Origin of the sequence: Promicromonospora kroppenstedtii (assembly GCF_044389675.1) — a bacterium.
GTDB classification, from domain to species: domain Bacteria; phylum Actinomycetota; class Actinomycetes; order Actinomycetales; family Cellulomonadaceae; genus Promicromonospora; species Promicromonospora kroppenstedtii.
Genome location: NZ_JBIRYI010000005.1, coordinates 150377 through 176220, shown reverse-complemented (window position 1 = coordinate 176220; position 25844 = coordinate 150377). Strand labels below are relative to the sequence as shown.

Sequence of the window (25844 nt, the reverse complement as noted above, 5' to 3'; positions counted from 1 at the left end):
GTCGAGTCGCGAGGGGCAGCACCACCACACTGTTCGGCCCCTCGTGAACCGAGGAGGACAGCGTGTCCCTGACCAGGAAGCTCATCGGCACCGCCGCCGCAGTGACCGCCGCCCTGGCGGCTGCCGTGGTCGCCACGCCGACAGCCACCGCAGTACCCGACACCATCCCGCTCACGATCACCAACGACTCCGGCCGGAGCGACCAGGTGTTCATCTATGTGCTGGGCGAGACGGGTGGCCAGCTCGGCTACTCCGACGCCGAGGGGACGTTCCACGCCTGGCCCGACGTCGGTGGCGTGCCCGAGGCGGCACCCGACGCGTCCATCGCGGGACCCGCGGACGGCCAGGACGTCACCATCCAGATGCCGAAGCTGTCCGGACGGGTCTACTTCTCCTACGGCAGCAAGCTCGACTTCAAGATCGTCAACGACGGCCAGCTCGTGCAGCCGGCCGTGCAGAACCCGAGCGACCCGAACCGGGACATCCTGTTCAACTGGACGGAGTACACGCTCAACGACTCGGGGCTGTGGATCAACAGCACCCAGGTCGACTTCTTCTCGGCCCCTTACCAGACGGGCCTGCGCTCCTCGAGCGGCGAGCTAATGCACACCGGGATGCTCAAGCCAGACGGCTGGGACAACGTGGTCTCCTCGCTCGCGCAGCAGGACGGCTGGGACGGCCTCGCGCAGACCGGCCCCGACGGGTCCGTGCTGCGGGTGCTCTCCCCGGGCCACGGTGTCGGCACGGGCCAGGTCGATGCGAACGTCCTGTCCGACTATGTCGACCGGGTCTGGAGCAAGTACTCGAGCGAGACCCTGACGGTCGTGCCTTACGGCGACCAGCCCGAGAAGAAGTTCCTCGGCACCGTCTCGGGCGACACGATGACGTTCACCGACACCTCGGGCGCCGTCGTCACGACGTTCCCGAAGCCGTCGGGCGAGTCGATCTTCGGCTGCGCGGGCGACCTCGCGGCGCCGAACAACGACATCGGCGCCATCGCCCGCACGCTCTGTGCCGGGTTCAACCGGTCCTCGCTGCTCGACAGCAGCACGCAGCCGACCCAGGATCCCGCCGGTTTCTACCAGGACTCGGTGACGAACTACTACGCGAAGTTCATCCACGAGCAGATGGCGGACGGGAAGGCGTACGCGTTCGCGTTCGACGACGTCGTGGCGCAGGAGTCGCTCGTGCACGACGGTGACCCGACCGAGGCTTTCATCCAGCTCGACCCGTTCGCGGGTGCCGCTACGCCGATCGGCGGCTGACGCCGGGCACGACAGGTCCGCGCACGACACGAGGGCCCGGCCGAATCGGCCGGGCCCTCCTGGAGTTCGGACAGCGACCCGGAGGTCAGCTCCCCTGCTTGCTCTCCCCCGGCGGGACCTTGTCCACGACCGGCTCGTCCACGACCGGTGGGGTCGGCGCGGCGTCCTCCGGCTCCGGGGTCGCGGACGGTGCGTCAGAGGCGCTGTCGGAGCCGCTGATACCGGCCTTGTGCGCGGCGTCGGACACCGCGCTGCTGGCCTTCTGCGCCGTCGACCGCGCCGCGTCGATCACGGGTGCGGCCTTCTCCTTGGCGGCGTCGATCACCGGTGCGGCCTTCTCGAGCACCGGGCCGGCCTTCTCCTTCGCCGCCTCGAACGCGGGGCTCGCGGCCGAGTAGGCCCGGGCACCGAGGTCCTTGGCCGTCTGTGCGGCCTTGGCCCCGGCCTCGCGGCCCTTGGCCACGGCGGAACCGGCGCCGGAGGAGTGCTTGGCGGCGCCGTCGGAGTAGTCCGCTCCCGAGCTCTGCTCCCAGGGCTCGGCCCACGGGTCGGTCTGCGGCTGTGCGCGCTTCCAGAACACGTAGCCCGCGACGGCCGCACCGCCGGCGGCCAGCGCGATGAGCCAGCCCTTCCGGGACTTCTTGCTCGCCTTGTCCGCCGCGTCCGTGACGGTCGCGGCGAGCGAGGCCTTGCCCTGTGCCGCCGCGGCGTTGTCCGCTGCGGCGTTGAACGCGGAGACCATCTTCGGGAGCAGGTCGTCCACGAGCTTGTCGTGTGCGGAGTCGATGAGCGGCGCGGCCTTGCCGGCCGCCTTCTCGACCTGGGGCGCTGCGGCCTGGACGCTGTCCTGCCACGCCTTCTCCGCGCGCGGTGTCAGCCACGCGATGAAATCGTGCACGCGGGGCTGGGCCCAGTCCTTCGCGTTCGAGGCCCGGTCCTTGGCCTGGGCCGCGAGCGAGCCGGCCTGTGTCGCGGCCTTGGAGCTGACGTCGGAAAGCAGAGCTGTGGCCTCCGCGGCCTTCTCCTTGACCTTCTCGGTGTCGATCTTGGTCGTGTCCACGTAGTCGGTCACCTTCTTGCGGGTCATGTAACTCCCCCCGAACTGTTCAATACTCCTCAAGGTGCCACTCTGCCATCGCCTGACGTTACTGGCGAGGGCGGGCGGCGCCGCTGCAGCACCTGCGGGCCGCTCCGTGGGAGGATTGATACATGTTCGCAATCCTGCACACCACCTCCGGTGACATCCGCATCGAGCTCTTCCCGAACCACGCGCCCAAGACTGTCGAGAACTTCGTCGGCCTCGCGACGGGTGAGAAGGCCTGGACGGACCCGCGGACGGGCGAGGAGCGCAAGGACCCGTTCTACGACGGCCTGATCTTCCACCGCGTCATCGACGACTTCATGATCCAGGGCGGCTGCCCGCTCGGGACGGGAACCGGCGGCCCGGGGTACACGTTCAACGACGAGATCCACCCGGAGCTCCAGTTCAACGAGAAGTACATCCTCGCGATGGCCAACGCCGGCAAGCGCCGGAACCCGGTCACCGGCGAGATCGAGGGCACCAACGGCTCCCAGTTCTTCCTCACCACCGCGGAGACCCCGTGGCTGAACGGCAAGCACACGATCTTCGGCAAGGTCGCGGACGACGAGTCGCGGGCCGTCGTCGACCAGGTCGGCAAGACGCGCACGCGTCCCGGCGACCGTCCCGTTGAGGACATCGTCATCGAGTCCGTCACGATCGAGCCCTGAGCTTCGGGGGCGCGCCAGCGCCGTCGGACCGGACGCGTACGACCTGAGCACGAGGACCGAGGGGACTGAGGACGTATCACGATGAACGACCCGGCCGCCGAGGAGCCGACCGAGGCCGAGGCTCCCGTCTGCCCGCGACACCCGGACCGGGTGGCCTACGTGCGCTGTCAGCGCTGCGGTCGGCCGGCGTGCCCGGAATGCCAACGGCCGGCCGCGGTCGGCATCCAGTGCGTCGACTGCGTCCGTGAGTCGAGCCGCGCCGCGCCGCGTGTCCGGACGGTCTTCGGTGGTACGGCCACCGCCACGGCCAACGGCCGGCCGGTCGTGACGCTCACGATCATCGGCATCTGCGTGGTGAGCTGGGTGCTGCAGCTGGCGACGGGAGGTGAGTGGACGCATGCCCTGTGGTTCTGGCCCTGGGGCGGCGCGGTGGAGCCGTGGCGCTTCCTGACGGCATCCTTCCTGCACTCCACGTCGCCGCTGCACATCCTGTTCAACATGTACGCGCTGTGGATAACGGGCCAGTTCCTCGAGCCGCTGCTCGGCCGGGCGCGGTTCGCGGTCCTGTGCCTGCTCTCCGCGGTGGGCGGATCCGTCGGCGTGCTGCTCCTGGCGGGCGACCCGTTCACGTCGGATGCCTGGGTCACGCCGGTGGTCGGGGCGTCCGGCATGGTGTTCGGGCTGTTCGGGGCCATGCTCCCGGTCATGCGCAGGCTCGGCCGGAGCATGGGCCAGGTGCTCGTGCTGCTCGCGATCAACGGCGCCATCGGATTCTGGGTGCCGAACATCTCGTGGCAGGCGCACCTCGGCGGCCTGGTCACCGGTGCGCTGGTGGCGACGGCCTACGCCTACGCGCCGAAGGAGCGTCGCGAGCTGGTCGCCTGGCTGGTCCCGGTGGCCGGGATCGCGGTTCTCGTCGGCCTCGCCGTGTGGCGCTACAGCTCCGTCGGCGTCCTGTGAACAGGCGGACGGAGCGGCTGGCGGTGTATCGCCGCTCTCTTTTCCCCAGCTTTACCCACAGCTGTGGATAAATGGGTACACGACTCCGCGGCCGCCTCTGTGCGGCCGCGGAGCCGCCGTGTTCAGCGCCAGCGCGTGGTGAGTCCGAAACCCACGATGATCAGGCCGAAGCCGACCGCAAGGTTCCACTGGCCGATCGGCGGGATCGGCAGCGCGAGGTCGGCGCTCGTCAGGTAGTACGTCACGATCCACGCGAGACCGAGGACCATGAGGCCGACCATGACGGGGGCGAGCCAACGCGGGTTGACCGCCTCACCGGGCAGCGCGACCTTGGCCTCGGCCTTGGCGGCCTTGGGCGTGGCCTTCTTCTTGTTGCGGGACTTCGACTCGGGCACGAGGCGGGCTCCTGTCCTGGGGGGTCTGCCCGACGGGTGTGCCGAGCCGACGTCTGCTTGCTCGTGGACTAGCGTAGTGGTCGACAGCCCGAGTCGTGACCAGACGCGTCCGCGGGTTTGTCGAATGTTGCAGGAGGGACGCGTGTGACCGGACCTGAGCCGACCTCGGCACCGGCGCCCAAGGGCGGTGCGGGAGGCTTCCTTGGTGCACTCACCCACGCGCGTTGGCGTTCCTGGCTGAGCGTGGGCGCCGTTGCCGTGCTGGCCGGCCTCATGTTCAGCGCCAGCGCCCGCCTGGCCGCCGGCGGCGGCGCGGGCAACCGCGACCCGCAGGACCTGGCGCAGCTCGTGGACACCGAGACGAACCGGGTCCAGGACCTCACCGACCGCAGTGCCGTGCTGGACCGCGAGATCGAGACGCTGAGCGCCCGCGCCGGCACGATCGTGCCTACGCTGGACGACGACCTGAGGCGGCGGGAGGGCGTTGTCTCCGGGACGGTGCCGGTGCAGGGCGCCGGCCTGACCGTGACCCTCGACGACGCCCCGTCCACCGCGGTCGGCGCGGGCCCCGGGGGCGTGGAGCCGCAGCCGGACGACCTCGTCGTGCACCAGCAGGACCTCCAGCACGTGATCAACGCGCTGTGGAGCGGCGGCGCCGAGGCGATGACCCTCCAGGGCGAGCGAGTGACGTCGACGTCGGCGTTCCGGTGCTCGGGAAACATCCTGCTGCTGCACGGAAAGGTCTTCTCACCACCGTACAAGGTGACGGCTGTGGGAGACCCGGCGAAGATGGAGGCGTCGCTCGACCGATCCGAGGGTGTCCAGACGTACCTCGAGTACGTGGACTGGGTACACCTGGGGTGGGACGTGCGGCGTAGCGACCACCTGGACCTCCCCGCGTACGACGGCGGCGGTCTGCAGTACGCGACGGTTCCCGATGGTACGGAGGTCTTTGGATGACCCACGCGCAGGCCGGTCACAACGTGCCCCTGCCCCAGGAGGTGTTCCCCATCGCGTACCAGCGCGGTCCGTCCGGGATGGGCCCCCGCAACGCGCGGCGCCCGCAGTCGTCGGGCGGCCCCATGCGGCCCGTCGCCTGGCTCATCGGCGTGATGGGCGAGCTCCTCGTGACGGCGGGACTGGTGCTTGGGCTGTTCGTGGTGTGGCAGCTCTGGTGGACCGACGTCGAGGGCGCACGTGCCCAGAGCGAGATCATCGCCGGCATGGACTGGGAGGCCGCTCCGACCGGCCCCGAGACCGCCGTCGAGAACCACGGGCCGCCGCCGGTGATGGAGGAGCCGCCGGAGGCCGGCACGCTGTTCGCGCAGATGTACATCCCGCGGTTCGGTGACGACTACGTCAAGCCCGTCGCGGAGGGCACGGACAAGGCCACGGTGCTCGACACCATCGGCATCGGGCACTACGTGGACACCGCGATGCCGGGCGACCTCGGCAACTTCGCCCTCGCCGCGCACCGCACCACGTACGGCAAGCCGTTCAACCAGATCGCGGAGCTCAAGAACGGCGACGCCCTGGTGGTCCGCACCGAGGACACCTGGTACGTGTACAAGGTCACCGAGTCGAAGATCGTCTACCCGCAGAACGTCGAGGTCATCGCGCCGGTCCCGGGTGTCACCAAGGACGAGCCGATGCCCGAGCTCACCAAGCGGTTCATCACGCTGACCTCGTGCCACCCGATGTTCTCCGCGACCGAGCGGTACATCGTCCACGGTGAGCTCGAGTACTGGTCCCCCGTGGGCGAGGGCAAGCCGAAGGAGCTGATCAGCTGATGTACGGGCTGCTGTGGCGGGCCATCCCGGGCCCCGGTTGGTTCAAGTTCCTGGTCTGCCTCGTGCTCGCGTTCGGCGTGATCGCGGTGTGCTTCACCCAGTTCTTCCCATGGCTGAGCGACTACATGCCGTTCAACGACACGACCGTGGGCGAGTAACCGTCCGGGCCGTAGCATGTGGCCATGACGCGCATCCTCGTCGTCGACAACTACGACTCGTTCGTCTACACGATCGTCGGCTACCTCGACCAGATCGGCGCCCGGACCGTGGTGGTCCGGAACGACGCCGTACCCACACCCGACGCCGACGGCCGCTACTGGTACGACGGTGACGACGGCGCGCCCGTGCCCTATGACGGCGTGCTCGTCTCACCGGGGCCGGGGACGCCGGCGGAGGCCGGGGCCTCCGAGGACGTGATCCGCGCGTGCGCCCGGTCCCGCACCCCGATGCTGGGCGTGTGCCTCGGCCACCAGGCGCTGGCCGAGGTGTTCGGCGGCAAGGTCACGCACGCGCCCGAGCTCATGCACGGCAAGACGAGCCAGGTGTTCGCGGCGGACGGCGACCTGGCGCAGCCGAGCGTGCTCGCCGGCCTGCCCACGCCGTTCACCGCCACGCGCTACCACTCGCTGGCGGTGACGCCGGACAGCGTTCCCGCCGAGCTGGAGGTCACCGGCACCACGGAGTCGGGCATCGTCATGGGTCTGCAGCACCGCGGGCTACCGCTGCACGGCGTCCAGTTCCACCCCGAGTCCGTGCTCACCGAGGGCGGGCACCGGTTGCTGGCGAACTGGCTCGAGATGTGCGGGCTCGACGGCGCCGTCGAGCGGGCAAAGGGAATGGCGCCGCTGGTCACCTCGTGACCTGCGACGCCGAGTAGTGCAGCGGCCCTGACCGGGAGTCCGGTCAGGGCCGCGCGCCTTACGGGATGATGTCCTCGCCGTCGCCCTCGGGGGGACCGCCGCCCTCCGGGCCGGTCGAGATCACGAGGCCGATGTAGGCGCCGATGTCCACGGTGGAACCGGGCGCCGGGTCGGAGCGGATGACCTGGCCCGCGGGGAAGATGTCCGATGGTTCCTCGGCCGTCTGGTCACAGGTGATCTGCTGGCCGGTGCATGCGACCTGAGCTTCCTCAAGCGTCTTGCCCCTGAGATCCGCAGGGACCGTGGTCTCCTTGGGCTCCGGAGCGCTGGCGAGGAAGACGGTGACGAAGGACCTCTGGTCGACGTCACCCTTGGGGTCGGTACGCACCACCAGTCCCTCGGAGACGTCCTCGCTCGGCTCCTCCTTGAACTCGTAGCTCAGGCCGATGGCCTTGAGCTGCTGCTCGGCGGCCTCGCGCGACTGGCCGGTGAGGTCGGGAACGGTGACCTGGCCGGTCGAGAGGTACAGGACGACGTCCGACCCCTCCTGCACGGTCTGACCCGCGCTCGGCTCGCTCTTGGTGACCTGGCCCTTGCCGACGTCCGCGCTGTTCTCCGTCTCGGTGCCGCTGACCGAGAGGTTCAGCTCCTCGAGCTTGGCCCTGGCGTCGGCCTCTGACAGGTTCTTCAGCGCGGGCATGTTGACCTCCCCCGGGGCGCCCGCGACGTACACGGTGACGGTCGAGTCCGGCTCGACTTCTGTGCCCACGCCCGGGTCGGTCTTGCCGGTGGTCAGGCCCTGGTCGAGGTCCGACTCCTTGTCGATGGCCTGCTGGAACGTCAGGCCCGCGGCCTCGATCTGCGCCTTCGCCTCGTCCCCGGTGATGCCCTCCGCGATGCTGGGCACCGCGACCGTCGTCGGCTCCTCCTCGCCACCGCCGTTGATGACCATGGCGATCACGATGGCCGCGACCGCTGCCAGGGCGATCCCGAGCAGCCACCACATCAGCGCCTTGCTCTTCTTCTCGGGCTCGCGCTGGCCGCTGCGGGTCTGCGGGCCCGGGTACCCGTTGCCGGGCGTGACGGGGCTCTGCTGCGCCGTCGTCTGACCCCAGTTGCCCTGGCCCGGCGTCATGACCTGCGTGGCCCCGTAGGCGGGCTGGCCGCCCACCTGGGTGGCGCCCATCATCGCGGCGCCGACCATGGGTGCGGTGACCTGGCCCCCGCGCATCGCGGCCTCCAGGTCGCGGCGGAACTCCGCCGCCGTGCTGTACCGGTGGTCGCGGTCCTTGGTGAGGGCCTTGAGGGTGATGCGGTCGAGCACCTCGGGGACGTCGGTGGCGACCTCCGACGGGCGCTGCGGCTCCTGGCCCACGTGCTGGTAGGCGACGGCGACCGGCGAGTCGCCCTGGAACGGCGGGCGCCCCGTGAGCAGCTCGAACAGCATGCAGCCAGTGGAGTACAGGTCGGACCGGGTGTCCACCTGCTCGCCGCGGGCCTGCTCGGGCGAGAGGTACTGGGCGGTGCCGATCACGGCGTGCGTCTGCGTCATGGTCGCGGCGGAGTCGGCCATGGCCCGGGCGATGCCGAAGTCCATCACCTTGACCGCGCCCGTGGGCGTGATCATCACGTTCGCGGGCTTGATGTCGCGGTGCACGATGCCCGCGTGGTGCGAGTACTCCAGCGCGCTCAGCACGCCGACCGTGATCTCGACGGCCTCCTCGATCGGCACCGCGGCGCCGTCCGTCAGGATGTCGCGGACGGTGTGCCCCTCGACGTACTCCATGACGATGAACGGCACGTGCACGTCCTCGCCGGCGGCGTTCTGGTGGATGTCCTCGCCGGTGTCGTACACGGCGACGACGGCGGGGTGGTTCAGCGCGGCAGCCGACTGCGCCTCGCGCCGGAAGCGCGTGAGGAACGACGGGTCGCGTGCCAGGTCGGAACGGAGCACCTTGATCGCGACGGTACGACCGAGGCGGGTGTCGTGGCCGATGTGCACCTCGGCCATGCCGCCACGGCCGACGAGCTCGCCGACCTCATAACGGCCGGCGAGTACGCGGGGCGTGTTCTCCACCACTCATAGGTCCTTTGATGTCATGGCCGTCGGCCTCAAGGCATACGACTCGTTGAGGAGCATCATCCCAGAAGCGGCCAGTCCGGCCGCTGCCGGGGGATTCAGCGTTTCAGCGTAGATTTCGGAGGAACCCCACGGCTCCCCCAGAGCGCCGTCGTTGCCGCCCCCGGTGACAAGCGTGATGACGAGGACGATGAGCAGCAGCGCGACGAGCGCGACCAGTGGCCAGGACACGCGCACCCCCAGACGATCCTCGATCCCGTTGAGAAAGCCCTGGATGTCGGACGACAGGCTGCGCCGTCCCTTACCAGGGTGCCCTCCCGAGCGTCCCTGCTGGGGGACCCTTCGTCCGTCCTGGCGTGTCGAGTGCAGGTCACGCCGCGACGGATAGGAGCGCGCGGCCCCGTTCGCGGCTGCTGGCGGTGGTACGTAGCCGGGCGTGGTCGGGCGGCCGTAGGCGTCCGACCCGTAGGAGCCCGACGTGGTGCCGTAGCCCGCGGAGTCCGAGCCCCACCCGGCGGAGTCCGTGCCGTACGCCCCCGAACCGGGACCGCCGGTGGCAGCGCCGTCCTGACCTGGCGCGTAGGGGCGGCCGTAGGCGTCGGTCCCGTAGGCACCGGACGTCGTGCCGTACCCGGCCGAGTCCGAGCCGTAGGAGCCCGAGCCGAACGGGCCGGAGCCGTGGCTGCCCGCAGGGGTACTCGTGCCGTAGCCGCCCGACTGCGTGCCCGACCCGTAGCCACCGGCCGGCGTGCCCGGGCTGTAGGTGCTGGGTGGCGCTGCCGGACGAGGAGCCGGCTGGGGAGGTGCGGACTGGGCGTTGGCCACGGTGGTGTGCCGCCCGCCGCTGGTCGGGCCGAAGGGAGTCTGACGGCCGCGGACGTGCGAGGGGCCGGGCTGCGGAGCGGAGGACCGGCCGTTGCCGGAGCGCTGCCCGCCGGAGCTCTGGCTGTCCCTGCGCGTCCGGCGCGCGTAGCGCGAGCTGCCGAACGGGTCCTCGGCGATCTCCGCGGCGAGGACGTCGAGGTGCCGCGCGAGCTGGTCGGCCGAGGCGATGCGCTGGGCCGGGTCCTTCTCCAGCATCTGCGTGATGGTCTCGGCGAGCCCGGGATGTACCGAGGTCGGCAGCAGCGGCATCGGCGCGTTGACGTGCGCGATCGCGATGTCGACGGGCGTCCGGCCGGTGAAGGGGCGGCGGCCGGCCGTCGCCTCGTACGCGACCACGCCGAGCGCGTAGATGTCCGAGGCGCCCGTGGCCGACTGGCCCACGGCCTGCTCCGGTGACAGGTACTGCGCCGTGCCCATGACCATGCCCGTGGCCGTCATGGGCACCTGGTTCTGCGCCACCGAGACGCCGAAGTCGGTGATCTTCACCGTGCCGGAGTGCTCCAGCAGGATGTTGCCCGGCTTGACGTCGCGGTGCACGACGCCGGCGAGGTGCGCGGCGTGCAGCCCACGTGCCGTCTGCGCCAGGATCGGCAGCAGCCGGGCGGGCTGGAGCACCGGCTCCCGCTCGAGGAGGTCGGCGAGGGGCTCGCCGAGGACCAGCTCCATGACGAGGTAGCCGGCGCCGTTCTCCTCGCCGTAGTCGAACATCTGCGCGATGTTCGGGTGGACGAGGGTCGACGAGTTCCGGGCCTCCGTGCGCAGGCGACGGAGGAAGTCCTCGTTGCCCGTGTACTCCTCGCGGAGCACCTTCACGGCGATCTCGCGCGCGAGCTTCTCGTCGCGCGCCACCCAGACCTCGCCCATGCCGCCCATGGCGATGCGCCGCACCAGCTTGTAGCGATCGCCCAGCGACAGACCCTCGACCGGTCTCATTTCGAGATCGCCGCCTGCATGATCTGCTTGGCGATCGGGCTGGCGAGGGCGCCACCCGTGGACTCGTTGGTGGACTGGCCCTCGTTCTCCAGGACCACGGCCACGGCGACCTGGGGGTCGTCGGCCGGGGCGAACGAGGTGAACCACAGCGTGGGCGACCGGGGGTCGTCCTCGGCAGTTCCGGTCTTACCGGCCACCGCGACACCGGGGATCTGCGCCCCCTTGCCCGAGCCGTTGCTGACAACGGCCTCCATCATCTTGGTCAGTGCGTCGGCCGTCGACGACGAGAACGGGCTCTTGTAGCGGCTCGGCTTGGTCTGGCTCACGAGCTCGAGGTCGCTGTCCCGCACGCTCTGGATCAGGTACGGCTCCATGAGGTCGCCGTCGTTCGCGATGGCCGCCGAGATCATGGCGACCTGGAGCGGCGTCATGCGGACGCTGCCCTGGCCGATGCCGGACAGCGCGATGCGCGCGTCCGAGTCGTCGTCGTTCTCGCCGCCGATCAGACCGGGGTAGGCGCCGACCGAGGTGGTCATCGGGACCTCGATCGAGTCGGTGAAGCCGAAGTCCTGGAACATCCGCTGCATACCGTCCTTGCCGACCTCGTCGGCCAGGTTCAGGAACGCGGTGTTGCAGGAGATCTCGAGCGCCTCCAGGAGCGTCATCTGCTGCGAGGCCGCGCACGGGATGCCACCGAAGTTCGCCACGTCGGTGGAGGTACCCGGCAGGGTGTAGGTGTTCGGCGCCGGGATCTCGGTGTCCGGGGTCTTCCCGTCGTACTCGATGGCCGCGGCCGAGGTGAGCAGCTTGAAGGTCGACCCGGGCGGGAAGGTGGCGTTGATCGTGCGGTTGATGGTGGGCCCGTAGGGGCTGAACCGCTCCTCGCCGCCGACCGAGTTGACCTGTGGCTTGTCGTTGATGACCTTCTCGGCGGCGACCCGGGCCGCCTCCGAGTCGTGCGACGCGAGCGGATTCGGGTCGTACGACGGCTTGGAGACCATCGCGAGGATGGCGCCCGTCTTCGGGTCCATCGCGACCGCCGCACCGGTGTAGTCGCCGAGAGCGTCCCAGGCGGCCTTCTGCACCTTGGGGTCGATGGTCAGCTCGACCGAGGACCCCTGCGCCTCCTCACCGGTGATGAGGTTCTGCAGGCGGTCGAGCCACAGCGAGTCGTCCTCGCCCGCGAGGTAGCTGTTCGCGTACCGCTCCATGCCACTGATCGTGCCGACCACGGAGTAGTAGCCCGTGAGCGGTGCGTAGACCGCCGCGGCACCGGCGTCCCCGTCGGAGTACGTGCGCTGGTACTTGTAGTTGTCTTCCACGGGCACCGAGGTGGCGATCGCCTCGCCGCCCTTGACCACGATGGGGCCGCGGTCCCGCGAGAGCGCGCTGTAGGTGCCGCGCACGTTGCGGGGGTTCTCGTTCAGGCTCCCCGCCGAGACGAACTGGATCCAGGTGGTCGACACCATCAGGGCCAGGAACATCACCATGACGACGGTCGACAGCCGGCGCAGGGTCGCGTTCACAGGTCTACCCCCCGGACGATCTGGGTCGCGTCGTCAGGCGTCGCGTTACGGCCCGCGCCGGCCTCGGTCCCGGCCTGTACCGGGCCCACGCCGGGGCCACCGACCTCGATGGCACCGCCGTTCGCGACGGCGGCGGGCACCGGCTCGGCCAGCGCGCCGCGGGTGGGCAGGGCCGAGGGGCGACGGGCGGCGTCGGAGATACGCAGCATGAGGGCGATGACAATCCAGTTCGCGAGCAGGGAGGAACCACCCTGCGCCATGAACGGCAGGGTCAGACCGGTGAGCGGGATGAGGCGGGTGATACCGCCCACCACGACGAAGAGCTGGAGCGCCATCACGAAGGCGAGGCCACCCGCGAGCAGCTTGCCGAAGCCGTCCCGTACGCCCACGGCGTGGCGCAGGCCGCGCTGCACGATCACCAGGTAGATCAGCAGGATCGCGAGCAGGCCGGTGAGGCCGAGCTCCTCGCCCAGCGCGGCGTAGATGAAGTCGGAGAACGCGAACGGCACGTACTCGGGGTACCCGCCGCCCCAGCCGGCGCCGAACATGCCGCCGTAGGCCATGGCGAACAGGCCCTGGACGAGCTGGAACGACGGCCCGGCGATGAGCTCGGGGTTGAGCGCGTCCAGCCAGATGTTCACGCGGAGCTGCACGTGGCTGAAGATCGACCAGGCCACGACGGCGCCGCCGGCGAACATCGCCAGGCCGATGACGATCCAGCCCACCCGGTCCGTGGCGAGGTAGAGCATGCCGACGAACAGGCCGAAGAACAGAAGCGAGGTACCGAGGTCCTTCTCGCCGATGAGGACCGCCAGCGACACCGCCCAGACGATGAGGATCGGACCGAGGTCGCGCAGACGCGGGAGCTGCAGGCCCAGGAACTTCTTGCCGGCCAGGGCCAGCGTGTCGCGGTTCGCGACCAGGTAGCCCGCGAAGAACACGGCGAACGCGATCTTGGCGAACTCGGCCGGCTGCAGCGAGAAGCTGCCGACGTAGATCCAGATCCGCGCGCCGTTGATCTCGCGGCCCAGACCCGGGATCAGGGGCAGGACGACGAGCACGATGCCGACGACCATCGCCGTGTAGGTCAGGCGGCGCAGGCTGCGGTGATCGCGGATCACGAAGAGTGCGACGGCCGCCACGACGATGCCCAGCGCCGTCCACATCAGGTGCCGGGACGCGTTCGCGCCGTTGATGCCGTCCAGGTCCTGCCGCAGGATCATCGCCATGCTGACGCTGTTCAGCAGCACCACCGCCGGCAGGATCACCTGGTCGGCGTACGGTGCGCGCAGACGCAGCACGATGTGCATGGTGAAGGCCAGCGCGGCCAGCACGATCGAGTAGGTCCAGAAGCCCTCGGGCAGACCGTCCTCGAGCGAGTAGCCCACCATCCACATGCCGCCCATGCCGAGCGCGAGCGCGACGAGGAGCAGCACCGCCTCCGCGACACGGGCCGGGGCCTTCTCCTCGGGCTGGAGGATGCTCATCCGTTGCCCCCGCTGCTCTTGGTCGAGGCGTCCGGGGTGGGCGTCGGCGACGAGCTCGTGGTCGCCGACGGCGACGGCGTGGAGGACGGCGTCGGCGAGGCCGACGGCTCCGTCTCCGCGGTGGCCTCGGAGATCAGCCGCTCGGCGCGGCCGCGGGCGTCCTCGAGGGAGTTGGCGCGGATCGTCTCGTTCACACGGTCGCCGACGAACGCGGGCAGCTCGTCGACACGGGTGCCCGTGAGCTCGACCGCCGTGGAGAAGGTCAGCGGACCCGCCGTGGCAGGGATGCCGCGGAACACCGCGACCTGGCCGTCGGACTCACCTACGTAGTACTGGGTCTGGGTCCAGCGGTACCCGCCCCAGCCCGCCAGACCCAGGCCGACAACCAGCAGCAGCGCACCGAGCACGGTCAGCCAGGCGCGCTTCTTGCGCACCGGCGTCTCCTCGCCGGACTCCTCGGTCTCGTCGTCGTCCGGCCGGATGTCGGGCTGGTACTGCTCCTCGTCGGAGCCGCCCGCGATCATGGCCTGCTCGAGCGTGTCGGCGAGGTCTTCCGGGGCCGTGGGGTCGGTCAGCACGCCCACCGCCACGGGCGTCGAAGCCGGCTGTCCGCCGGGCGCAGCGGTGCCCCGGCTGAACCCGGTGACGGTGTCGCCGTCGATGTCGGAGTGCGGGGCGGCGCTCGCGGACGGTGTACCGCCGCCCGCGGCGGTCACTCCGGCGAGGGCGGCCGAGCCGACGATCTCCGGGGTGACCGTGGCGGCGGTGCCGGCCGAGGCGGCGTCGTCCAGCACGTCCGCGACCACCACGGTGATGTTGTCGGTGCTGCCCGCGCGCATGGCCATCGAGACCAGACGCTCGACGGCGTCGTAGGGCTCGGGAACGGTGTTGAGGACCTCGGCGACCTCCTCGTCCGGCACGAAGCCGGACAGGCCGTCGGAGCACAGCATCCAGCGGTCGCCGGGCACTGCCTCGCGGATGGAGAGGTCGGGCGTGAGGTCCAGGTCGAAGTCGCCGAGGACCCGCATGACGACGTTGCGCTGCGGGTGGCTCTCGGCCTCGTCCGGGGTGATGCGGCCGGTGTCGACCAGGTGCTGCACGAAGGTGTGGTCCACCGTGACCTGCGCCAGGGCGCCGTCGCGCAGCAGGTACGCGCGCGAGTCACCCAGGTGGGCCATCGCGAGCGTGTTGCCGGACTTGAGCAGCGCCGTCACCGTGGTGCCCATGCCGGCCAGGTCGGGGTCGGCCGTCGTGGCGTCGACGAGGTCCTGCCGGGCGCGGTCGATCGTGCGCTCGAGCTCGGACATCGACTGCTCGGAGCTGTGGTCGGGCCGGTCCAGGCCCACAAGGGCCGCGATGGTCAGCGCGGACGCGACGTCGCCGCCGGCGTGCCCGCCCATGCCGTCGGCCACGACGAGGAGGTTGGGCCCCGCGTACGCGGAGTCCTGGTTGTTGGAGCGGACGAGGCCGACGTCGGAGCGCGCGGCATACCGCAAGGTCACGGTCACGTGGTGGTCATCCCTGGAGCTCGACTACGGACTGTCCGATCTGCACGCCCACACCTGGACCGAGGGGGATGACGCCCTGCACCCGCTCCTCGCCGATGTAGGTGCCGTTCGTGGAACCGAGGTCCTCCACGAACCACTGGCCGCCCTGGGGGAAGATCCGCGCGTGACGCGACGACGAGTAGTCGTCGTCGAGCACGAGGGTGCAGCTCGGCGCGCGACCGATCAGCACTCCGGACGAGGTCAGCGGGATGGTCGTCCCGGTGAGGGGACCGGCCACCACGACGAGCCGCGACGGGCCACCGCGCTGGGGCGCACGGGACGCGCCGCCACCGGGAGCCGGCGTCGGGGCCGGTCCCGCCTGCTCAGGCCGGCGACGCCGGCTGCTGGAGGCGCGTGGTCCTGCCAGGTCGCGCCGGAGCACGGCGACGGCGGAGAGCACGAACACCCACAGCAGCACGAGGTAGCCCAGCCGGAGCAGGGTGAACGTCAGCTCGCTCATCTCGGAATCTTCACCAGTCCTCGTTGTCCGCACCGGACGCGCTGCCGGTCCAGAACATGATGCGGGTACGGCCGATGGTCATCGTGTTGCCATCGAGCAGAGTCGCGGCAGGTACCTGGTGGCCCTCGACGTACAGGCCGTTGGTCGAGCCCATGTCGGTCGCGACGACGCCGTCCGGCGTCACGCGGATCTCGAGGTGCCGTCGGGAGACGCCCGGGTCGTCCACCACGATGTCGGCCTCGGCGTCCCGCCCGATGACGGTCACCGGCCCGGTGAGCAGGTATCGCTGCCCGTCGATGTCGATGAGCGGGTGCCGTCCGGTCGGCGCGCCGGAGGTCGCCGGGGCGACGCTCCCCTGCACGCTGCGCGAGCGCACGGTGAATCGGCCGGGTACCAGCTCGTACTGCTCGTCGAACGTCACGCTCACGGGGCCGACGAACGCGTAGTGCTGCGTCGCGGCGTACGCCGTGATGTTGGACGCGAGCTCGTCGGCGAGGGTCTGTGCGCCCCACGCCTCGATCTGGGCGAAGTCGTCGGGAGCGAGCTCGATCGTGAACTCGTTCGGTGCGACGGTACGGTCGCGTCCGACGACCGCGGCACGGTCGTCCAGCTCGCGCCGCAGCCTGCTCGCCAGTTCGACGGGTTTCACTTCGCCACGTCCCACCTTGGCGAACGCGTTGTTCATCATGCGCTCCACGCTCTTCTCGAAGCGGTCCAGGGCGCCCATGCCACCTCCTTCCAGGGTCTGCGCCGGGCAGACTACCTAGATCGTATAGACCGGTAGGTCCCCGCAGACTCCAATACTGTGGATGTCCTGCGGATCTTCTCCGATCTTCCCTCAGGTGGCGCGGCGAGGAGAGGCGTGGGCGGATCCGCACGCTACTAGACCTGCGACGGGACGTGAACCACTTCACCGTTATTCGATTCGGGATCTGCCTCTGAGCCGTGCTAACGTCTTCCTCGCAGCGCGCGAGTGGCGGAATAGGCAGACGCGCACGGTTCAGGTCCGTGTGCCCGAAAGGGCGTGGGGGTTCAACTCCCCCCTCGCGCACGTTGTACGCAAGGCCCCGGCTCATCGAGTCGGGGCCTTCGTCATGTCCGGGCTCCGTGGCCGCCCAGAGCTGCCGGCATGGGTACTTCTCCCCGCGAGATCGGGTGGAGATGGTCGTTCCGTTCTCCTTCCACACGGGCTTCACCGAGGGCACGGGTACACAGGTCAGACCGGCGGCGAGACCTCCAGCCGCCCCGGACGCGCCACACCCGCACTCCGACCCGGCGGATACCGCCCGTCCGCTCCCGGCGTCACCGACCCCAGCACGCGGGGATGCCGCGCCCCGGTGGCTCGCGGCAGCACTCCGGGCAGCCCGTACCAGGTGTGCCAGCCCAGCACCGCGAACGCCAGTGCTTCCTTGGCCTGGCTCGGCACGCCCAGCTCGTCCGACGTCCGGACGACGACGCCGGGCAGCTCCGCACGCAGCGCGGTCATGAGCGCCGGGTTGCGCGTGCCGCCGCCCGAGGCGACCACCTCGGTCGCGGTGTCGCGGACGGCGTCGGCCACCGTGCGGGCGGTGAGCGCCACGAGCGTGGCGAGCAGGTCCTCCGCCGTCGGCGGTGTGGGGCCGACACGGTCCAGCAGATAGGAGAGGTGGAACAGCTCCTTGCCCGTGGTCTTCGGCGCGGGCCGCCTGTAATAGGGCTCGTCGAGCAGCCGCGCCAGGAGGTCCGGGACCACCAGGCCGCGCGCGGCGAGCGCGCCGTCGGCGTCGAAGGCGAGGTGGTCGTTCGTGACGTACCGGGTCGCGGCGTCGAGCAGCGCGCAGGCGGGGCCGGTGTCGAAGGTGACCGGGGCGCCGTCCGTCGTCGGCAGCAGCGTCACGTTCGCGATGCCACCCAGGTTCAGCGCGACGGCGGTGCCCGGGCGGCCCGCGAGCCAGAGCGTGTCGAACAGGCCGACCAGTGGCGCGCCCTGCCCGCCCGCGGCGACGTCGCGCGTGCGCAGGCCGGAGACGACCGGCAGTCCGGTCGCCTCGGCGATCCAGGCGGGTTCGCCGATCTGCAGGGTGCCGCGCACCCGCCCTGCAGCACCCGCGTCGTCCTCCGACACCCAGTGGAAGAGCGTCTGACCGTGCGAGACGACCAGATCGGCGTGCCCGGCGCAGAGCTCGTCGACGGCACGCGCCGCGACGTCGGCGAAGGCCTGCCCGATACCGGTGTCGAGGCGGCACAGCGCCTCCGCCGAGGTGGTGGACGGCGGCAGGGCGGCCACCAGCTCGCACCGCAGCGCCGTCGAAAAGGGCACCGAGAGGTGTCCGAGAGGAGTGAGGACCAGCGTGTCGCCGGAGAGCCGCAGATCGCACGCGGCGGCGTCGACCCCGTCATGGGATGTCCCGGACATCAAGCCGACCACTCGCAATGGAAATCGTGTCTTTGCTGGTGGCAGCGTTGTCCCCGGTATTGGATCTGCCATCACGACGACTCCTCCGGTCGTGTTTGCACCAGTGTTAGCCCTTACTCCCCGTTTGCGCCACAATCTCCCACATGCTTGACGTCTCGATCGCCCCAGCCCCGGCGCCGGACGCGCCCTTCGAGGACCACATCGAATGGGCCCGCAACGCCCCGGCTACCCCCGCGACGCCCGCGGCGCTGTTCACCGGTGGTCTCGACGCCACCCCCGTCGACGACCGTCTCACGACCGACACGCCGGAGTGGGACTACCCCGCCCTGGCGCAGAAGATCGTGCGCGCATCACGGGGTGCCGTGCTCGACATCGGCACCGGTGACGGCAACTTCTTCGCGGGCCTCGGCCCGCTGCCGACGGCGTCGGCCGCCACGGAGGTCGGCCCGGCGTTCCTCACGGCTCGACGCCGCCTGGAGCCGCTCGGTGTGGACGTGCGCCGGGTGGAGCCGTCCTGGACCGGTGACGTGCTGCTGCCCTTCTTCGACGGCCAGTTCAGCGTGGTGCTCAGCCGGTTCAGCACCATCGACGCCGACGAGGTGGGCCGGGTGGTCGAGCCGGGCGGCACATTCATCACCGAGCAGGTGGACACGCGCGACGGCATCGCGCTGAACCAGGCGCTCCGGGTGCCGCTCGGCTGGGACCCGGACGGCGTGACCATCGACGTGATCTGCGACGGGCTCGTCGCCTCCGGGCTCGAGATCGTCGAGGCCAAGGAATACCCGGGCACGCGCACCTTCAAGGACCTGTCGTCCGTGCTCTGGTACCTGCGGGTCGCGGCCTGGCAGGTGCCCGACCTCGCCGACCTGACGCCGGCCGCCGTCGCCCGGCACGAGGCGGCCCTGCGCGGGCTGCACATGCACTTCGCGACGGGGAACGAGCTGGTGGACGAGGCGCCGCGCATCCTGGTCACGGCGCGCCGGCCCTTCTGAGCTCGGCGTGCCGGGGCCACGTCCCCGGCACGCTCCCGCAGCGCCGGGCGGAGGCTGCGCAGCGGGTGAAGTACAGGGTGAAGTCATTCGAAATCCTGCCAATTCGCAGCAAATGCGCTTCTGGTGGGGGCCGGCGCGCGTTAGGTTCGCGGCGCCCGGGACCGACGTCGGTCCTGGTGCCCGTCCCGTCACGGATCACGAAGGACCCCCATGAATCCTGCAGTCCTTGGCGACGCCTCCTCCGCGTCCGCTGTACCCATCAGAACTGCGGCCCGCCGCTGGCGCGGCACCGCATCGCTCGCCACCCTGGCCCTGGTCGCGACGCCGTTCGCCGCGGCCCCCGCGTCCGCGGCCGAGTCCGACGGCCCGGTCTTCGAAGGCACCCTGGCGGTCGACGGCGACGCCGCCGTCGGCTCCGTGCTCACCATCGACCAGACCGGCGGCACCTGGACGCCCCAGCCCGAGAGCCTCGGCTACGCCTGGCTCCTGAGCGACGACGCCGTGCTCGACGCCGCCGACGTCCCCGTCGCCGACGCCGCCACGGAGTCCCTCACCCTCCTGCCCGAGCACCTCGGCAAGTACGTGATCGGCACCGTCACCGGCACGGCCGCAGGCCTCACGAGCGACCCCGTCGCGGCCGCCGCCGTCGGACCCGTGGTGGAGGGCGACCTTGCCGCGGGCACCGCATCCGTCGCGGGCACGGTCCGGGTCGGATCCAGGCTGCTCGCCCGGGCGGCCGGCTGGCCCGAGGGCACCACGTTCGCCTACCGGTGGGTGGTGGGCGGCGCGACCGTCGGCACCGCCTCCACGTTCACGCCCCTGACGACCCAGGCGGGCAAGAGCCTGCGGCTCGACGTGACGGGCACCCAGGCGGGCTACGGCTCGAAGACGGTGTCCAGCGCCACCACGACCGTCGCGAAGGCGTCCTTCAGCGCCACGACGGTCAAGATCATCGGCACCGTCAAGGTCGGCGCCAAGGTCAGCGGCAGCACCGGCAACTTCTCCCCCAAGCCCAGCAAGGTGACCTACCGCTGGAGGGCGAACGGCGAGCCGATCTACGGCGCGAACAGCCGCATCCTCACGATCCCCTCGCGGCTGCACGGGGACCGGCTCACCGTCACCGCGACGGCGTACCGGGACGGGTACACGACCCGGAGCACCACGTCGGCGTCGTCCCTCGTGGTGAAGCCGTTCGCGAGGACGTCCGCCCCGGCGATCAAGGGCACGCTCCGTGTCGGCCAGACGCTGACCGCCTACCGCGGCACCTGGTCGCCGGCGCCGACCTCGGTCAGCTACCGCTGGCTCGCCAACGGCAAGACGATCTCGGGCGCGACGAGCCGAACCTTCAAGCTCACCAGCGCGCAGTACGGCAAGCGGATCTCGGTACAGATCACGGGTCGCAAGCACGCCTACATCACGGCCACCCGCACCAGCGCCAGCACGGCTCTCGTGAAGTGGCCCGTCGGCATCAGCGTGCCGACCGTGACGAAGAACCCGACGCGCTCCGTCGAGACCGTCGCCGGCCGGACCATCACGCTCAAGGTCTCCGCGACCGGCGGCAGCCTGCGCTACCAGTGGCAGAGGTGGACGCCGGCGAACCCGAAGTGGACCAACATGTCGGGCAAGACCAGTTCGACGCTCACGTTCACCGCGTCGACGTCCTACGAGCTCAACCGGATCCGCGTGGTCGTGACCAACATGGCCGGCAGGGACACCAGCGCGGGCACCTACGTGTGGATCCAGTCCTCGCTGTCGCGCCCGCTCGCGACGAACCAGTGGTTCAGCCTGTGGAACTACAACGCGTTGGTCAGCGACTCCGTCGACGACCTCGACGGCCATCTGGCCGCCGGCGTCTTCGTCTGCGCGGCACCGGGCTATGACCCGAGCAGCGACCTCAGCGTCCGGTTCGTCGGCAACAACGGGCGGGTCTACGGTGACGCGGGCTACGAGATGAGCGACCACCTCTCGCGGGGCGTCCCGCTCGACGCGGACGGCTGCGGCTGGTTCGGGGCCTACTCCGACGCCCCGCAGTCGGTGCGCGAGGGCGGCCGGTGGCGCATCACCGACCGCTCGGACGGGCAGACCTACACCCAGTACGTCACCTACCGGCGGGACAGCTCCGTCAGCGTGAGCGCCAACGCCCGGACCAGCCTCGGCGCCACGGCCATCGGGCTCGGAGTCGCCGGGCCGGCGGACGTCGCCCCGCTGGCCGGGTTCCGGCCCATGGTCACGGACTGATCCCGAGGAGGCCGGCCACGGCCTCCGCCATCGCTTCCGGCGGCACGTCCGCCCCGTGACCGGGCAGCGTCACCCGACGCGCCGCCGGAAGTACCGCCGCCAGGGACCGCGCGGCCGTCGCGGTCCCGGCGGCGCTCGCGGCGCCGTGGGCCACCACCACCTGCTGCTCGATGCGGTGCCAGCGCCCCATCAGGGCCCGCCGGCCCAGGGCGATCTCGGCGAGCACCCGGCCGTCGTACGCGATGGTCGGTGCGATCGACTCCAGGTCCGCCCACGACGGCGACGCCCGCATGCGCGGCACGAGCCGGCACGGCATGCCCACCAGGTCGAGGAACAGCTCGACGGCGCTGCCCGGGTCGCCCGCCTCGACGCAGGCCTCCACCCCCGCGATCATCCGGGGGTCGGTGGGCGGCTCGCCGCCGGCGACGTCGTACGCCGGTTCGTAGCACAGGACGCCGGTGACGCGGGAGCCCAGGTCGGCCGCCGCGCGTAGTGCGAGGAACGCGCCCGTCGAGATGCCCAGCAACGCCGCCGGGCCCGTGACCTCCAACAACGCGGCGATGTCGTCCACCTCGCGGTCCACGCCGTACGGCGGTGTGTCGCTGCTGCCACCCCGGCCGCGCCGGTCGTACCGGAGGGTCGTCACCCGGTCGCCCAGCAGCGACGCCACGGCGAGCGTGACGGGCACCCGGTGCGCGAGCACGCCGTCGACCACCACGACCGCCGGGGCCAGGCCGCGTGCCGGCCCGGTGAGGTCGAACGCGATCCGTGTGCCGTCTGCGGACGTCGTGGAGGCGTCCACGGTGGTGATGGTCATGCAGGGCAGACGGGGCGCTCGGCCGAAACTCGTCGCTCGGCCGTGCGCCCGCGCCGCGGATTTCGCCGCGAGGAAAAAACCTGTGCATACGGAACGAGGCGGCGTAGGTTCGTTGGCACATGAGAAGGGAGGTGATCCGAGAAGTGATTTCACATCGGACCCATGAGGTGGTCGCGCGCTAGTCGCGTGACGCTGTAGGCGTTTCGCGCCGGCGGCGGTCGGAGGGCTCAGCACGGGGCCTTCCGGACGCTCAGGCGCACGGGACACTGGTGGCGATTTCCTCGCGACCACCGGAGCCCGCGGGTGCCGTGCCCTCGTCCAGCACGGCTGACATTCGTCGCCCCGCGGGCTTTCCCCTGCCGCCGGGGAGAATGAGCGCGTGACTGCATACCGCGTGATGACCGTCTGCACGGGGAACATCTGCCGCTCCCCCATGGCCGAGATCGTCCTCCGGGACCGCTTCGAGGCCGCGGGCCTGGGCGACACCGTGGTCGTCGACTCGACCGGCGTGAGCGACGAGGAGCACGGCAACCCGGTGGATCGGCGCGCCCGCTCCGTACTCGCCGAGCACGGCTACGCCACGGGCGACGGCCACCGGGCTCGTCAGGTGACGCGGGACGACGTCGGCTCGCGGGACCTGGTGCTCGCCATGACGACGCGACACGCGCAGGCGCTGCGGAACCTCGCCGGCCGCGCCCAGGCCGACCCGGACATCCGGATGTACCGGTCGTTCGATCCCGCCGCCGACGGCCTTCCGGAGCACCGGTTGGACATCGCCGACCCCTGGTACGGCGGGCCCGAGGACTTCGAGGAGTGCCTCGCCGAGATCGAGGCGGCGGCGGACGGCGTGGTCGAGTTCGTCCGGACGGAGCTCGGCGTCTCCTCGGACGCCTGAGGCACGTTTCACCCACCCCCACCCGGCCCGTCGACGATCCGGCGTCTACGGTGTGGGAATGACGCCCGCCTCGCCGGACCGGCTGGTCGTGCTCACCGGGGCCGACGGCCGCCTGGGTTCCAGGCTCGCCTTCCGTGTCGCCGCGGCAGGCGGCCGGCAGCGCCTGCTGATCTCCGGCAGGGGCGCCGCCCCGCGGCTGCCCGACGGCACTCCGCTGCCCGAGTCCGAGGTCGTCGTGATCCCGGCCGAGGCCGATGCCAGGGCCATGAGCAGCGCGTTCGCGCGAGCTGACGCCGTCTTTCTCGTGCCGGGCCGGGACCGGCCCGGCCGGCTCGCCCGGCACCGTGCGGCGATCGACGCCGCCGTCCTGGCCGGGGTGCGGCACGTCGTCTACGTCTCGTCGATCGGGGCGGCACCGGATGCCATCGCGTCGGGCGCGCGCGACGACTGGCTCACCGAGGAGTACCTGCGGGGCACCGATCTGGCCTGGACCATGCTGCGCACCAGCATGTTCCACCGCACGCCGACCCTGGCGGTGCACGACGAGTCGTCCGGTGCCGGGCAGCAGGCGCTGCTCCGCGCGCCCGCAGGGCAGGGCGCGGTCGCCACCGTGTCCCACGACGACGTGGCGGACGTCGCCACCGCCGTCCTGCTCGACGAGGACCCGCGCCGGCACGCGGGCCGGACCTACTTCCTGACCGGCCCCGAGGCCCTGACGTTCGACGACATCGCGGCCACGCTGTCCGCCGCCATCGGCCGTACGATCCGGTACGTGCCGCAGACGGTCGAGCAGGCGCGTGCCCAGTTCTCCCGGTCGACCGCCACCGAGGTGGAGGACTGGATCACGCTGTGCCAGGCGATCGAGGCGGGCGTGCTCGCACAGGTGAGCCCCGACGTCGGGCACCTGGCCGGGCGGAGGGCCCGCTCGCTCGAGGTCTGGCTCGACGACTATCCGGCGGAGTGGGCCCACCTCCGGTTACCGTCGGTCAGATGACGAGCCTCTCCCCCGGTCTGGACGACGAACCGGCGCAGGAGCCGGCCTGGGAGCCCGACGTGCTGCCGGGCTTCGAGCGCCTGACGCTGCCGCTCGAGCCCGACGAGGAGGAGGCCGAGGTGGTGGCGACGCTCGTGCGCCGGGCCCGTGTCGACCCCGCCGAGGACGGCGGCGCCGACACGCCCGGCGGGACCCGGCGCAACGGGGCGGAGAACCCGCAGCTCGCGCGCCTCTGGGAGGAGCTCTCGGAGCTCGGCCGGCGGCTGCGTCTGCCGGGCGCGGCGCACCGGCCCACCGACGGCGAGCCCGCGGGCCCGCCGGACGCCGGCGTCGACGTGCTCTACGTGCACGGCTGGCTCGACTACTTCTTCCAGACGCACCTCGCCGACTTCTGGGAGTCGCTCGGCGTGCGGTTCCACGCGCTCGACCTGCGGCGGTACGGACGCAGCCTGCGCGAGGGCCAGACCCCGGGCTACGTCCGCAACCTGACCACCTACGACGAGGAGATCGAGGCCGCGCTCGAGGTCATGGGCCACGGGCGTGAGGCCGGGTCCGACCGCAGGCTCGTGCTCATGGGCCACTCGACGGGCGGCCTCATCCTCAGCCTGTGGACGGCGCGCAACCAGGAGCGGGTCGCGGGGCTGGTGCTGAACGGCCCGTGGCTGGAGTTCCAGACGCGCGAGGCGGGGCGCAAGCTCATGGAGCCCGGCATCCGGGTGCAGTCCGTGCTCGTGCCGCGCAGCCAGCTCGTCAACCTCGACCGCGGTCTCTACGCGCGCTCCATCTCGTCCCGCTTCGACGGCGAGTGGGACTACGACGTCGCCTGGCGGCCCGACGCCGGATGGCGCGCCACGCCCGCCTGGCTCGCCGCGATCTTCCGTGGGCAGGACCAGGTCGCCCGCGGTCTCGGTATCGACGTGCCGGTGCTGGTGCTGCTCAGCGCCCGCAGCAGTATCCCGACGCGCTGGACCGAGGACATGAAGGTCACCGACTCGGTGCTCGACGTGGTCGGGATCGCCCGGCGCGTGCCCGATCTCGGCTCCCTCACCACCCTCGTGCGCATCGCCGGCGGGCTCCACGACGCGACGCTCTCGGCGAAGCCTGCGCGCGACCAGGTGTGGCGCGAGACCGGGCGGTGGTTCCGCGGTTATGTGCTCGCCCAGGAGGCCGCGGAGCGGCCCGGCGCCTGAGCCGGCGGGCCCTGGCGAAGACAGGGTCATGGTGCGATGCTGGAAAAGAGGTGCCCACTCCGACGTGGGGCACGAGGGGCGATGCGCCATGACAACGCACCAGGAGACTCACCCGCGGGCTCGCCGAGGCGGGCCGTTCCTCGCCCGCAACGAGGCTGTCGTCGGGCTGGTCGCGCTCATCCTCGGGATGCTGATATCCCAGGGAGCCGCCGAGGGAGTGACGATCATCGGCTGTATCACGATGGCCGTCGGGGCCGTGTCCAGCCGGTTCGGGGCGCACCGGGGCCGCATGGCGATCGCCGCGGGCCTGGGGTTCGCGCTCGGGTCCGTTCCCTACTGGCTGATGACGGCCGTGGTCATCGTGACGGCATACGGGTTCTGACCCG

24 protein-coding genes and 1 tRNA gene are annotated in these 25844 nt (G+C 71.1%); 14 read left to right on the top strand and 11 right to left on the bottom strand.

The genetic code is table 11. The features are described 5' to 3' along the window. The first annotated feature begins 62 nt into the window (after positions 1–62). Positions 63–1265 (top strand): beta-1,3-glucanase family protein, encoded by a 1203-nt coding sequence (locus ACH47X_RS09980; RefSeq protein ID WP_397403766.1) that lies wholly within the window; start codon positions 63–65, stop codon positions 1263–1265. Positions 1266–1350: 85 nt separating this feature from the next. On the opposite strand, the gene ACH47X_RS09975 is transcribed toward ACH47X_RS09980, so the two are convergent. Next, positions 1351–2352 carry a hypothetical protein gene (locus ACH47X_RS09975; protein WP_397403764.1) on the bottom strand — a complete coding sequence of 334 codons (1002 nt, stop codon included), beginning with the start codon at positions 2350–2352 and terminating at the stop codon, positions 1351–1353. Between the two features lie 122 nt (positions 2353–2474). Between ACH47X_RS09975 and ACH47X_RS09970 the strand changes: the two genes are divergently transcribed. Together ACH47X_RS09970 and ACH47X_RS09965 are read left to right on the top strand one after the other, a co-directional pair. Further along, a complete protein-coding gene (locus tag ACH47X_RS09970) occupies positions 2475–3014 on the top strand; it encodes a peptidylprolyl isomerase (RefSeq protein ID WP_036958741.1) in 540 nt (179 codons plus the stop codon). An 81-nt stretch (positions 3015–3095) separates the two neighbouring features. Further along, entirely contained in the window at positions 3096–3974 is an 879-nt protein-coding gene (locus ACH47X_RS09965; protein ID WP_397403762.1) for a rhomboid family intramembrane serine protease, read from the top strand. 122 nt (positions 3975–4096) lie between these two features. Here the strand turns inward: ACH47X_RS09965 and ACH47X_RS09960 are convergent, their stop codons facing one another. Then, positions 4097–4369, bottom strand: coding sequence for a cell division protein CrgA (locus tag ACH47X_RS09960; protein ID WP_020017316.1), 273 nt, complete (start codon positions 4367–4369; stop codon positions 4097–4099). Positions 4370–4612: 243 nt separating this feature from the next. Here ACH47X_RS09960 and ACH47X_RS09955 point away from each other — a divergent pair, with 243 nt between their 5' ends. From ACH47X_RS09955 to ACH47X_RS09940, 4 genes are read left to right on the top strand one after another with little or no spacing between them, the layout of a single operon-like run. Continuing rightward, positions 4613–5329 (top strand): DUF881 domain-containing protein, encoded by a 717-nt coding sequence (locus tag ACH47X_RS09955; RefSeq protein WP_397403760.1) that lies wholly within the window; start codon positions 4613–4615, stop codon positions 5327–5329. Beyond that, positions 5326–6159: a class E sortase gene (locus ACH47X_RS09950; protein ID WP_020017314.1), complete on the top strand. Its 834-nt coding sequence runs from the start codon at positions 5326–5328 to the stop codon at positions 6157–6159. Before ACH47X_RS09955 ends, ACH47X_RS09950 begins: the two co-directional genes overlap by 4 nt. Next, positions 6159–6317 carry a hypothetical protein gene (locus ACH47X_RS09945; protein ID WP_020017313.1) on the top strand — a complete coding sequence of 53 codons (159 nt, stop codon included), beginning with the start codon at positions 6159–6161 and terminating at the stop codon, positions 6315–6317. Before ACH47X_RS09950 ends, ACH47X_RS09945 begins: the two co-directional genes overlap by 1 nt. Before the next feature lie 24 nt (positions 6318–6341). Beyond that, the gene (locus ACH47X_RS09940; protein ID WP_397403757.1) at positions 6342–7019 is read left to right on the top strand and encodes an anthranilate synthase component II; all 678 of its coding nucleotides are present in this window, start codon (positions 6342–6344) and stop codon (positions 7017–7019) included. A gap of 58 nt (positions 7020–7077) precedes the next feature. Here ACH47X_RS09940 and pknB read toward each other — a convergent pair whose 3' ends face one another. The 7 genes from pknB to ACH47X_RS09905 are packed head-to-tail and all read right to left on the bottom strand — an operon-like array spanning position 7078 to position 16664. Beyond that, on the bottom strand, positions 7078–9099 hold the full coding sequence (gene pknB / locus ACH47X_RS09935; protein ID WP_397403755.1) for a Stk1 family PASTA domain-containing Ser/Thr kinase: 2022 nt from the start codon (positions 9097–9099) through the stop codon (positions 7078–7080). Beyond that, positions 9100–10917 carry a serine/threonine-protein kinase gene (locus ACH47X_RS09930; RefSeq protein ID WP_397403753.1) on the bottom strand — a complete coding sequence of 606 codons (1818 nt, stop codon included), beginning with the start codon at positions 10915–10917 and terminating at the stop codon, positions 9100–9102. After that, entirely contained in the window at positions 10914–12443 is a 1530-nt protein-coding gene (locus ACH47X_RS09925) for a peptidoglycan D,D-transpeptidase FtsI family protein (RefSeq protein ID WP_397403751.1), read from the bottom strand. The genes ACH47X_RS09930 and ACH47X_RS09925 overlap by 4 nt, the downstream gene beginning before the upstream one ends. Next, positions 12440–13930, bottom strand: coding sequence for an FtsW/RodA/SpoVE family cell cycle protein (locus ACH47X_RS09920; protein WP_397403749.1), 1491 nt, complete (start codon positions 13928–13930; stop codon positions 12440–12442). Before ACH47X_RS09920 ends, ACH47X_RS09925 begins: the two co-directional genes overlap by 4 nt. Beyond that, complete coding sequence (locus ACH47X_RS09915; RefSeq protein WP_397403746.1) at positions 13927–15438, bottom strand: PP2C family protein-serine/threonine phosphatase; 1512 nt, start codon at positions 15436–15438, stop codon at positions 13927–13929. The genes ACH47X_RS09920 and ACH47X_RS09915 overlap by 4 nt, the downstream gene beginning before the upstream one ends. 7 nt (positions 15439–15445) lie before the next feature. Next, on the bottom strand, positions 15446–15937 hold the full coding sequence (locus ACH47X_RS09910) for an FHA domain-containing protein FhaB/FipA (protein ID WP_142031821.1): 492 nt from the start codon (positions 15935–15937) through the stop codon (positions 15446–15448). 10 nt (positions 15938–15947) lie between these two features. After that, positions 15948–16664, bottom strand: coding sequence for an FhaA domain-containing protein (locus tag ACH47X_RS09905; protein ID WP_020017306.1), 717 nt, complete (start codon positions 16662–16664; stop codon positions 15948–15950). A gap of 240 nt (positions 16665–16904) precedes the next feature. On the opposite strand from ACH47X_RS09905, the gene ACH47X_RS09900 reads away from it, so the two are divergent. Beyond that, a tRNA-Leu gene (locus ACH47X_RS09900) sits at positions 16905–16988 on the top strand. Positions 16989–17153: 165 nt separating this feature from the next. Here ACH47X_RS09900 and ACH47X_RS09895 read toward each other — a convergent pair. Then, positions 17154–18404, bottom strand: a complete 1251-nt coding sequence (locus tag ACH47X_RS09895; protein WP_397403743.1) for an anhydro-N-acetylmuramic acid kinase — start codon at positions 18402–18404, stop codon at positions 17154–17156. Between the two features lie 71 nt (positions 18405–18475). Here ACH47X_RS09895 and ACH47X_RS09890 point away from each other — a divergent pair, with 71 nt between their 5' ends. Together ACH47X_RS09890 and ACH47X_RS09885 are read left to right on the top strand one after the other, a co-directional pair. After that, the gene (locus ACH47X_RS09890; RefSeq protein WP_397403741.1) at positions 18476–19324 is read left to right on the top strand and encodes a class I SAM-dependent methyltransferase; all 849 of its coding nucleotides are present in this window, start codon (positions 18476–18478) and stop codon (positions 19322–19324) included. Between the two features lie 210 nt (positions 19325–19534). Beyond that, positions 19535–21562 carry a hypothetical protein gene (locus ACH47X_RS09885; protein WP_397403739.1) on the top strand — a complete coding sequence of 676 codons (2028 nt, stop codon included), beginning with the start codon at positions 19535–19537 and terminating at the stop codon, positions 21560–21562. On the opposite strand, the gene ACH47X_RS09880 is transcribed toward ACH47X_RS09885, so the two are convergent. After that, positions 21552–22379 (bottom strand): alpha/beta fold hydrolase, encoded by an 828-nt coding sequence (locus ACH47X_RS09880; protein ID WP_397403737.1) that lies wholly within the window; start codon positions 22377–22379, stop codon positions 21552–21554. The genes ACH47X_RS09885 and ACH47X_RS09880 overlap by 11 nt on opposite strands. A gap of 397 nt (positions 22380–22776) precedes the next feature. Here ACH47X_RS09880 and ACH47X_RS09875 point away from each other — a divergent pair, with 397 nt between their 5' ends. From ACH47X_RS09875 to ACH47X_RS09860, 4 genes are all read left to right on the top strand, one after another. Continuing rightward, positions 22777–23274 carry a low molecular weight protein-tyrosine-phosphatase gene (locus tag ACH47X_RS09875; RefSeq protein ID WP_397404025.1) on the top strand — a complete coding sequence of 166 codons (498 nt, stop codon included), beginning with the start codon at positions 22777–22779 and terminating at the stop codon, positions 23272–23274. A 58-nt stretch (positions 23275–23332) separates the two neighbouring features. Continuing rightward, positions 23333–24268, top strand: coding sequence for an NAD(P)H-binding protein (locus tag ACH47X_RS09870; protein WP_397403735.1), 936 nt, complete (start codon positions 23333–23335; stop codon positions 24266–24268). Then, positions 24265–25458 (top strand): alpha/beta hydrolase, encoded by a 1194-nt coding sequence (locus ACH47X_RS09865; protein WP_397403733.1) that lies wholly within the window; start codon positions 24265–24267, stop codon positions 25456–25458. Before ACH47X_RS09870 ends, ACH47X_RS09865 begins: the two co-directional genes overlap by 4 nt. 88 nt (positions 25459–25546) lie before the next feature. Beyond that, positions 25547–25840, top strand: a complete 294-nt coding sequence (locus ACH47X_RS09860; RefSeq protein ID WP_036958729.1) for a hypothetical protein — start codon at positions 25547–25549, stop codon at positions 25838–25840. The last annotated feature ends 4 nt before the right edge of the window (positions 25841–25844 follow it).

What these genes read in the sequence shown, in the direction of transcription:
- ACH47X_RS09975 (WP_397403764.1), bottom strand. Translation starts at nt 2,352, where the DNA reads ATGACCCGCAAGAAGGTGACCGACTACGTGGACACGACCAAGATCGAC.
- ACH47X_RS09970 (WP_036958741.1), top strand. Translation starts at nt 2,475, where the DNA reads ATGTTCGCAATCCTGCACACCACCTCCGGTGACATCCGCATCGAGCTC.
- ACH47X_RS09965 (WP_397403762.1), top strand. Translation starts at nt 3,096, where the DNA reads ATGAACGACCCGGCCGCCGAGGAGCCGACCGAGGCCGAGGCTCCCGTC.
- ACH47X_RS09950 (WP_020017314.1), top strand. Translation starts at nt 5,326, where the DNA reads ATGACCCACGCGCAGGCCGGTCACAACGTGCCCCTGCCCCAGGAGGTG.
- ACH47X_RS09945 (WP_020017313.1), top strand. Translation starts at nt 6,159, where the DNA reads ATGTACGGGCTGCTGTGGCGGGCCATCCCGGGCCCCGGTTGGTTCAAG.
- ACH47X_RS09940 (WP_397403757.1), top strand. Translation starts at nt 6,342, where the DNA reads ATGACGCGCATCCTCGTCGTCGACAACTACGACTCGTTCGTCTACACG.
- ACH47X_RS09930 (WP_397403753.1), bottom strand. Translation starts at nt 10,917, where the DNA reads ATGAGACCGGTCGAGGGTCTGTCGCTGGGCGATCGCTACAAGCTGGTG.
- ACH47X_RS09920 (WP_397403749.1), bottom strand. Translation starts at nt 13,930, where the DNA reads ATGAGCATCCTCCAGCCCGAGGAGAAGGCCCCGGCCCGTGTCGCGGAG.
- ACH47X_RS09910 (WP_142031821.1), bottom strand. Translation starts at nt 15,937, where the DNA reads ATGAGCGAGCTGACGTTCACCCTGCTCCGGCTGGGCTACCTCGTGCTG.
- ACH47X_RS09905 (WP_020017306.1), bottom strand. Translation starts at nt 16,664, where the DNA reads ATGGGCGCCCTGGACCGCTTCGAGAAGAGCGTGGAGCGCATGATGAAC.
- ACH47X_RS09895 (WP_397403743.1), bottom strand. Translation starts at nt 18,404, where the DNA reads ATGGCAGATCCAATACCGGGGACAACGCTGCCACCAGCAAAGACACGA.
- ACH47X_RS09890 (WP_397403741.1), top strand. Translation starts at nt 18,476, where the DNA reads ATGCTTGACGTCTCGATCGCCCCAGCCCCGGCGCCGGACGCGCCCTTC.
- ACH47X_RS09885 (WP_397403739.1), top strand. Translation starts at nt 19,535, where the DNA reads ATGAATCCTGCAGTCCTTGGCGACGCCTCCTCCGCGTCCGCTGTACCC.
- ACH47X_RS09880 (WP_397403737.1), bottom strand. Translation starts at nt 22,379, where the DNA reads ATGACCATCACCACCGTGGACGCCTCCACGACGTCCGCAGACGGCACA.
- ACH47X_RS09875 (WP_397404025.1), top strand. Translation starts at nt 22,777, where the DNA reads ATGACCGTCTGCACGGGGAACATCTGCCGCTCCCCCATGGCCGAGATC.
- ACH47X_RS09870 (WP_397403735.1), top strand. Translation starts at nt 23,333, where the DNA reads ATGACGCCCGCCTCGCCGGACCGGCTGGTCGTGCTCACCGGGGCCGAC.
- ACH47X_RS09865 (WP_397403733.1), top strand. Translation starts at nt 24,265, where the DNA reads ATGACGAGCCTCTCCCCCGGTCTGGACGACGAACCGGCGCAGGAGCCG.
- ACH47X_RS09860 (WP_036958729.1), top strand. Translation starts at nt 25,547, where the DNA reads ATGACAACGCACCAGGAGACTCACCCGCGGGCTCGCCGAGGCGGGCCG.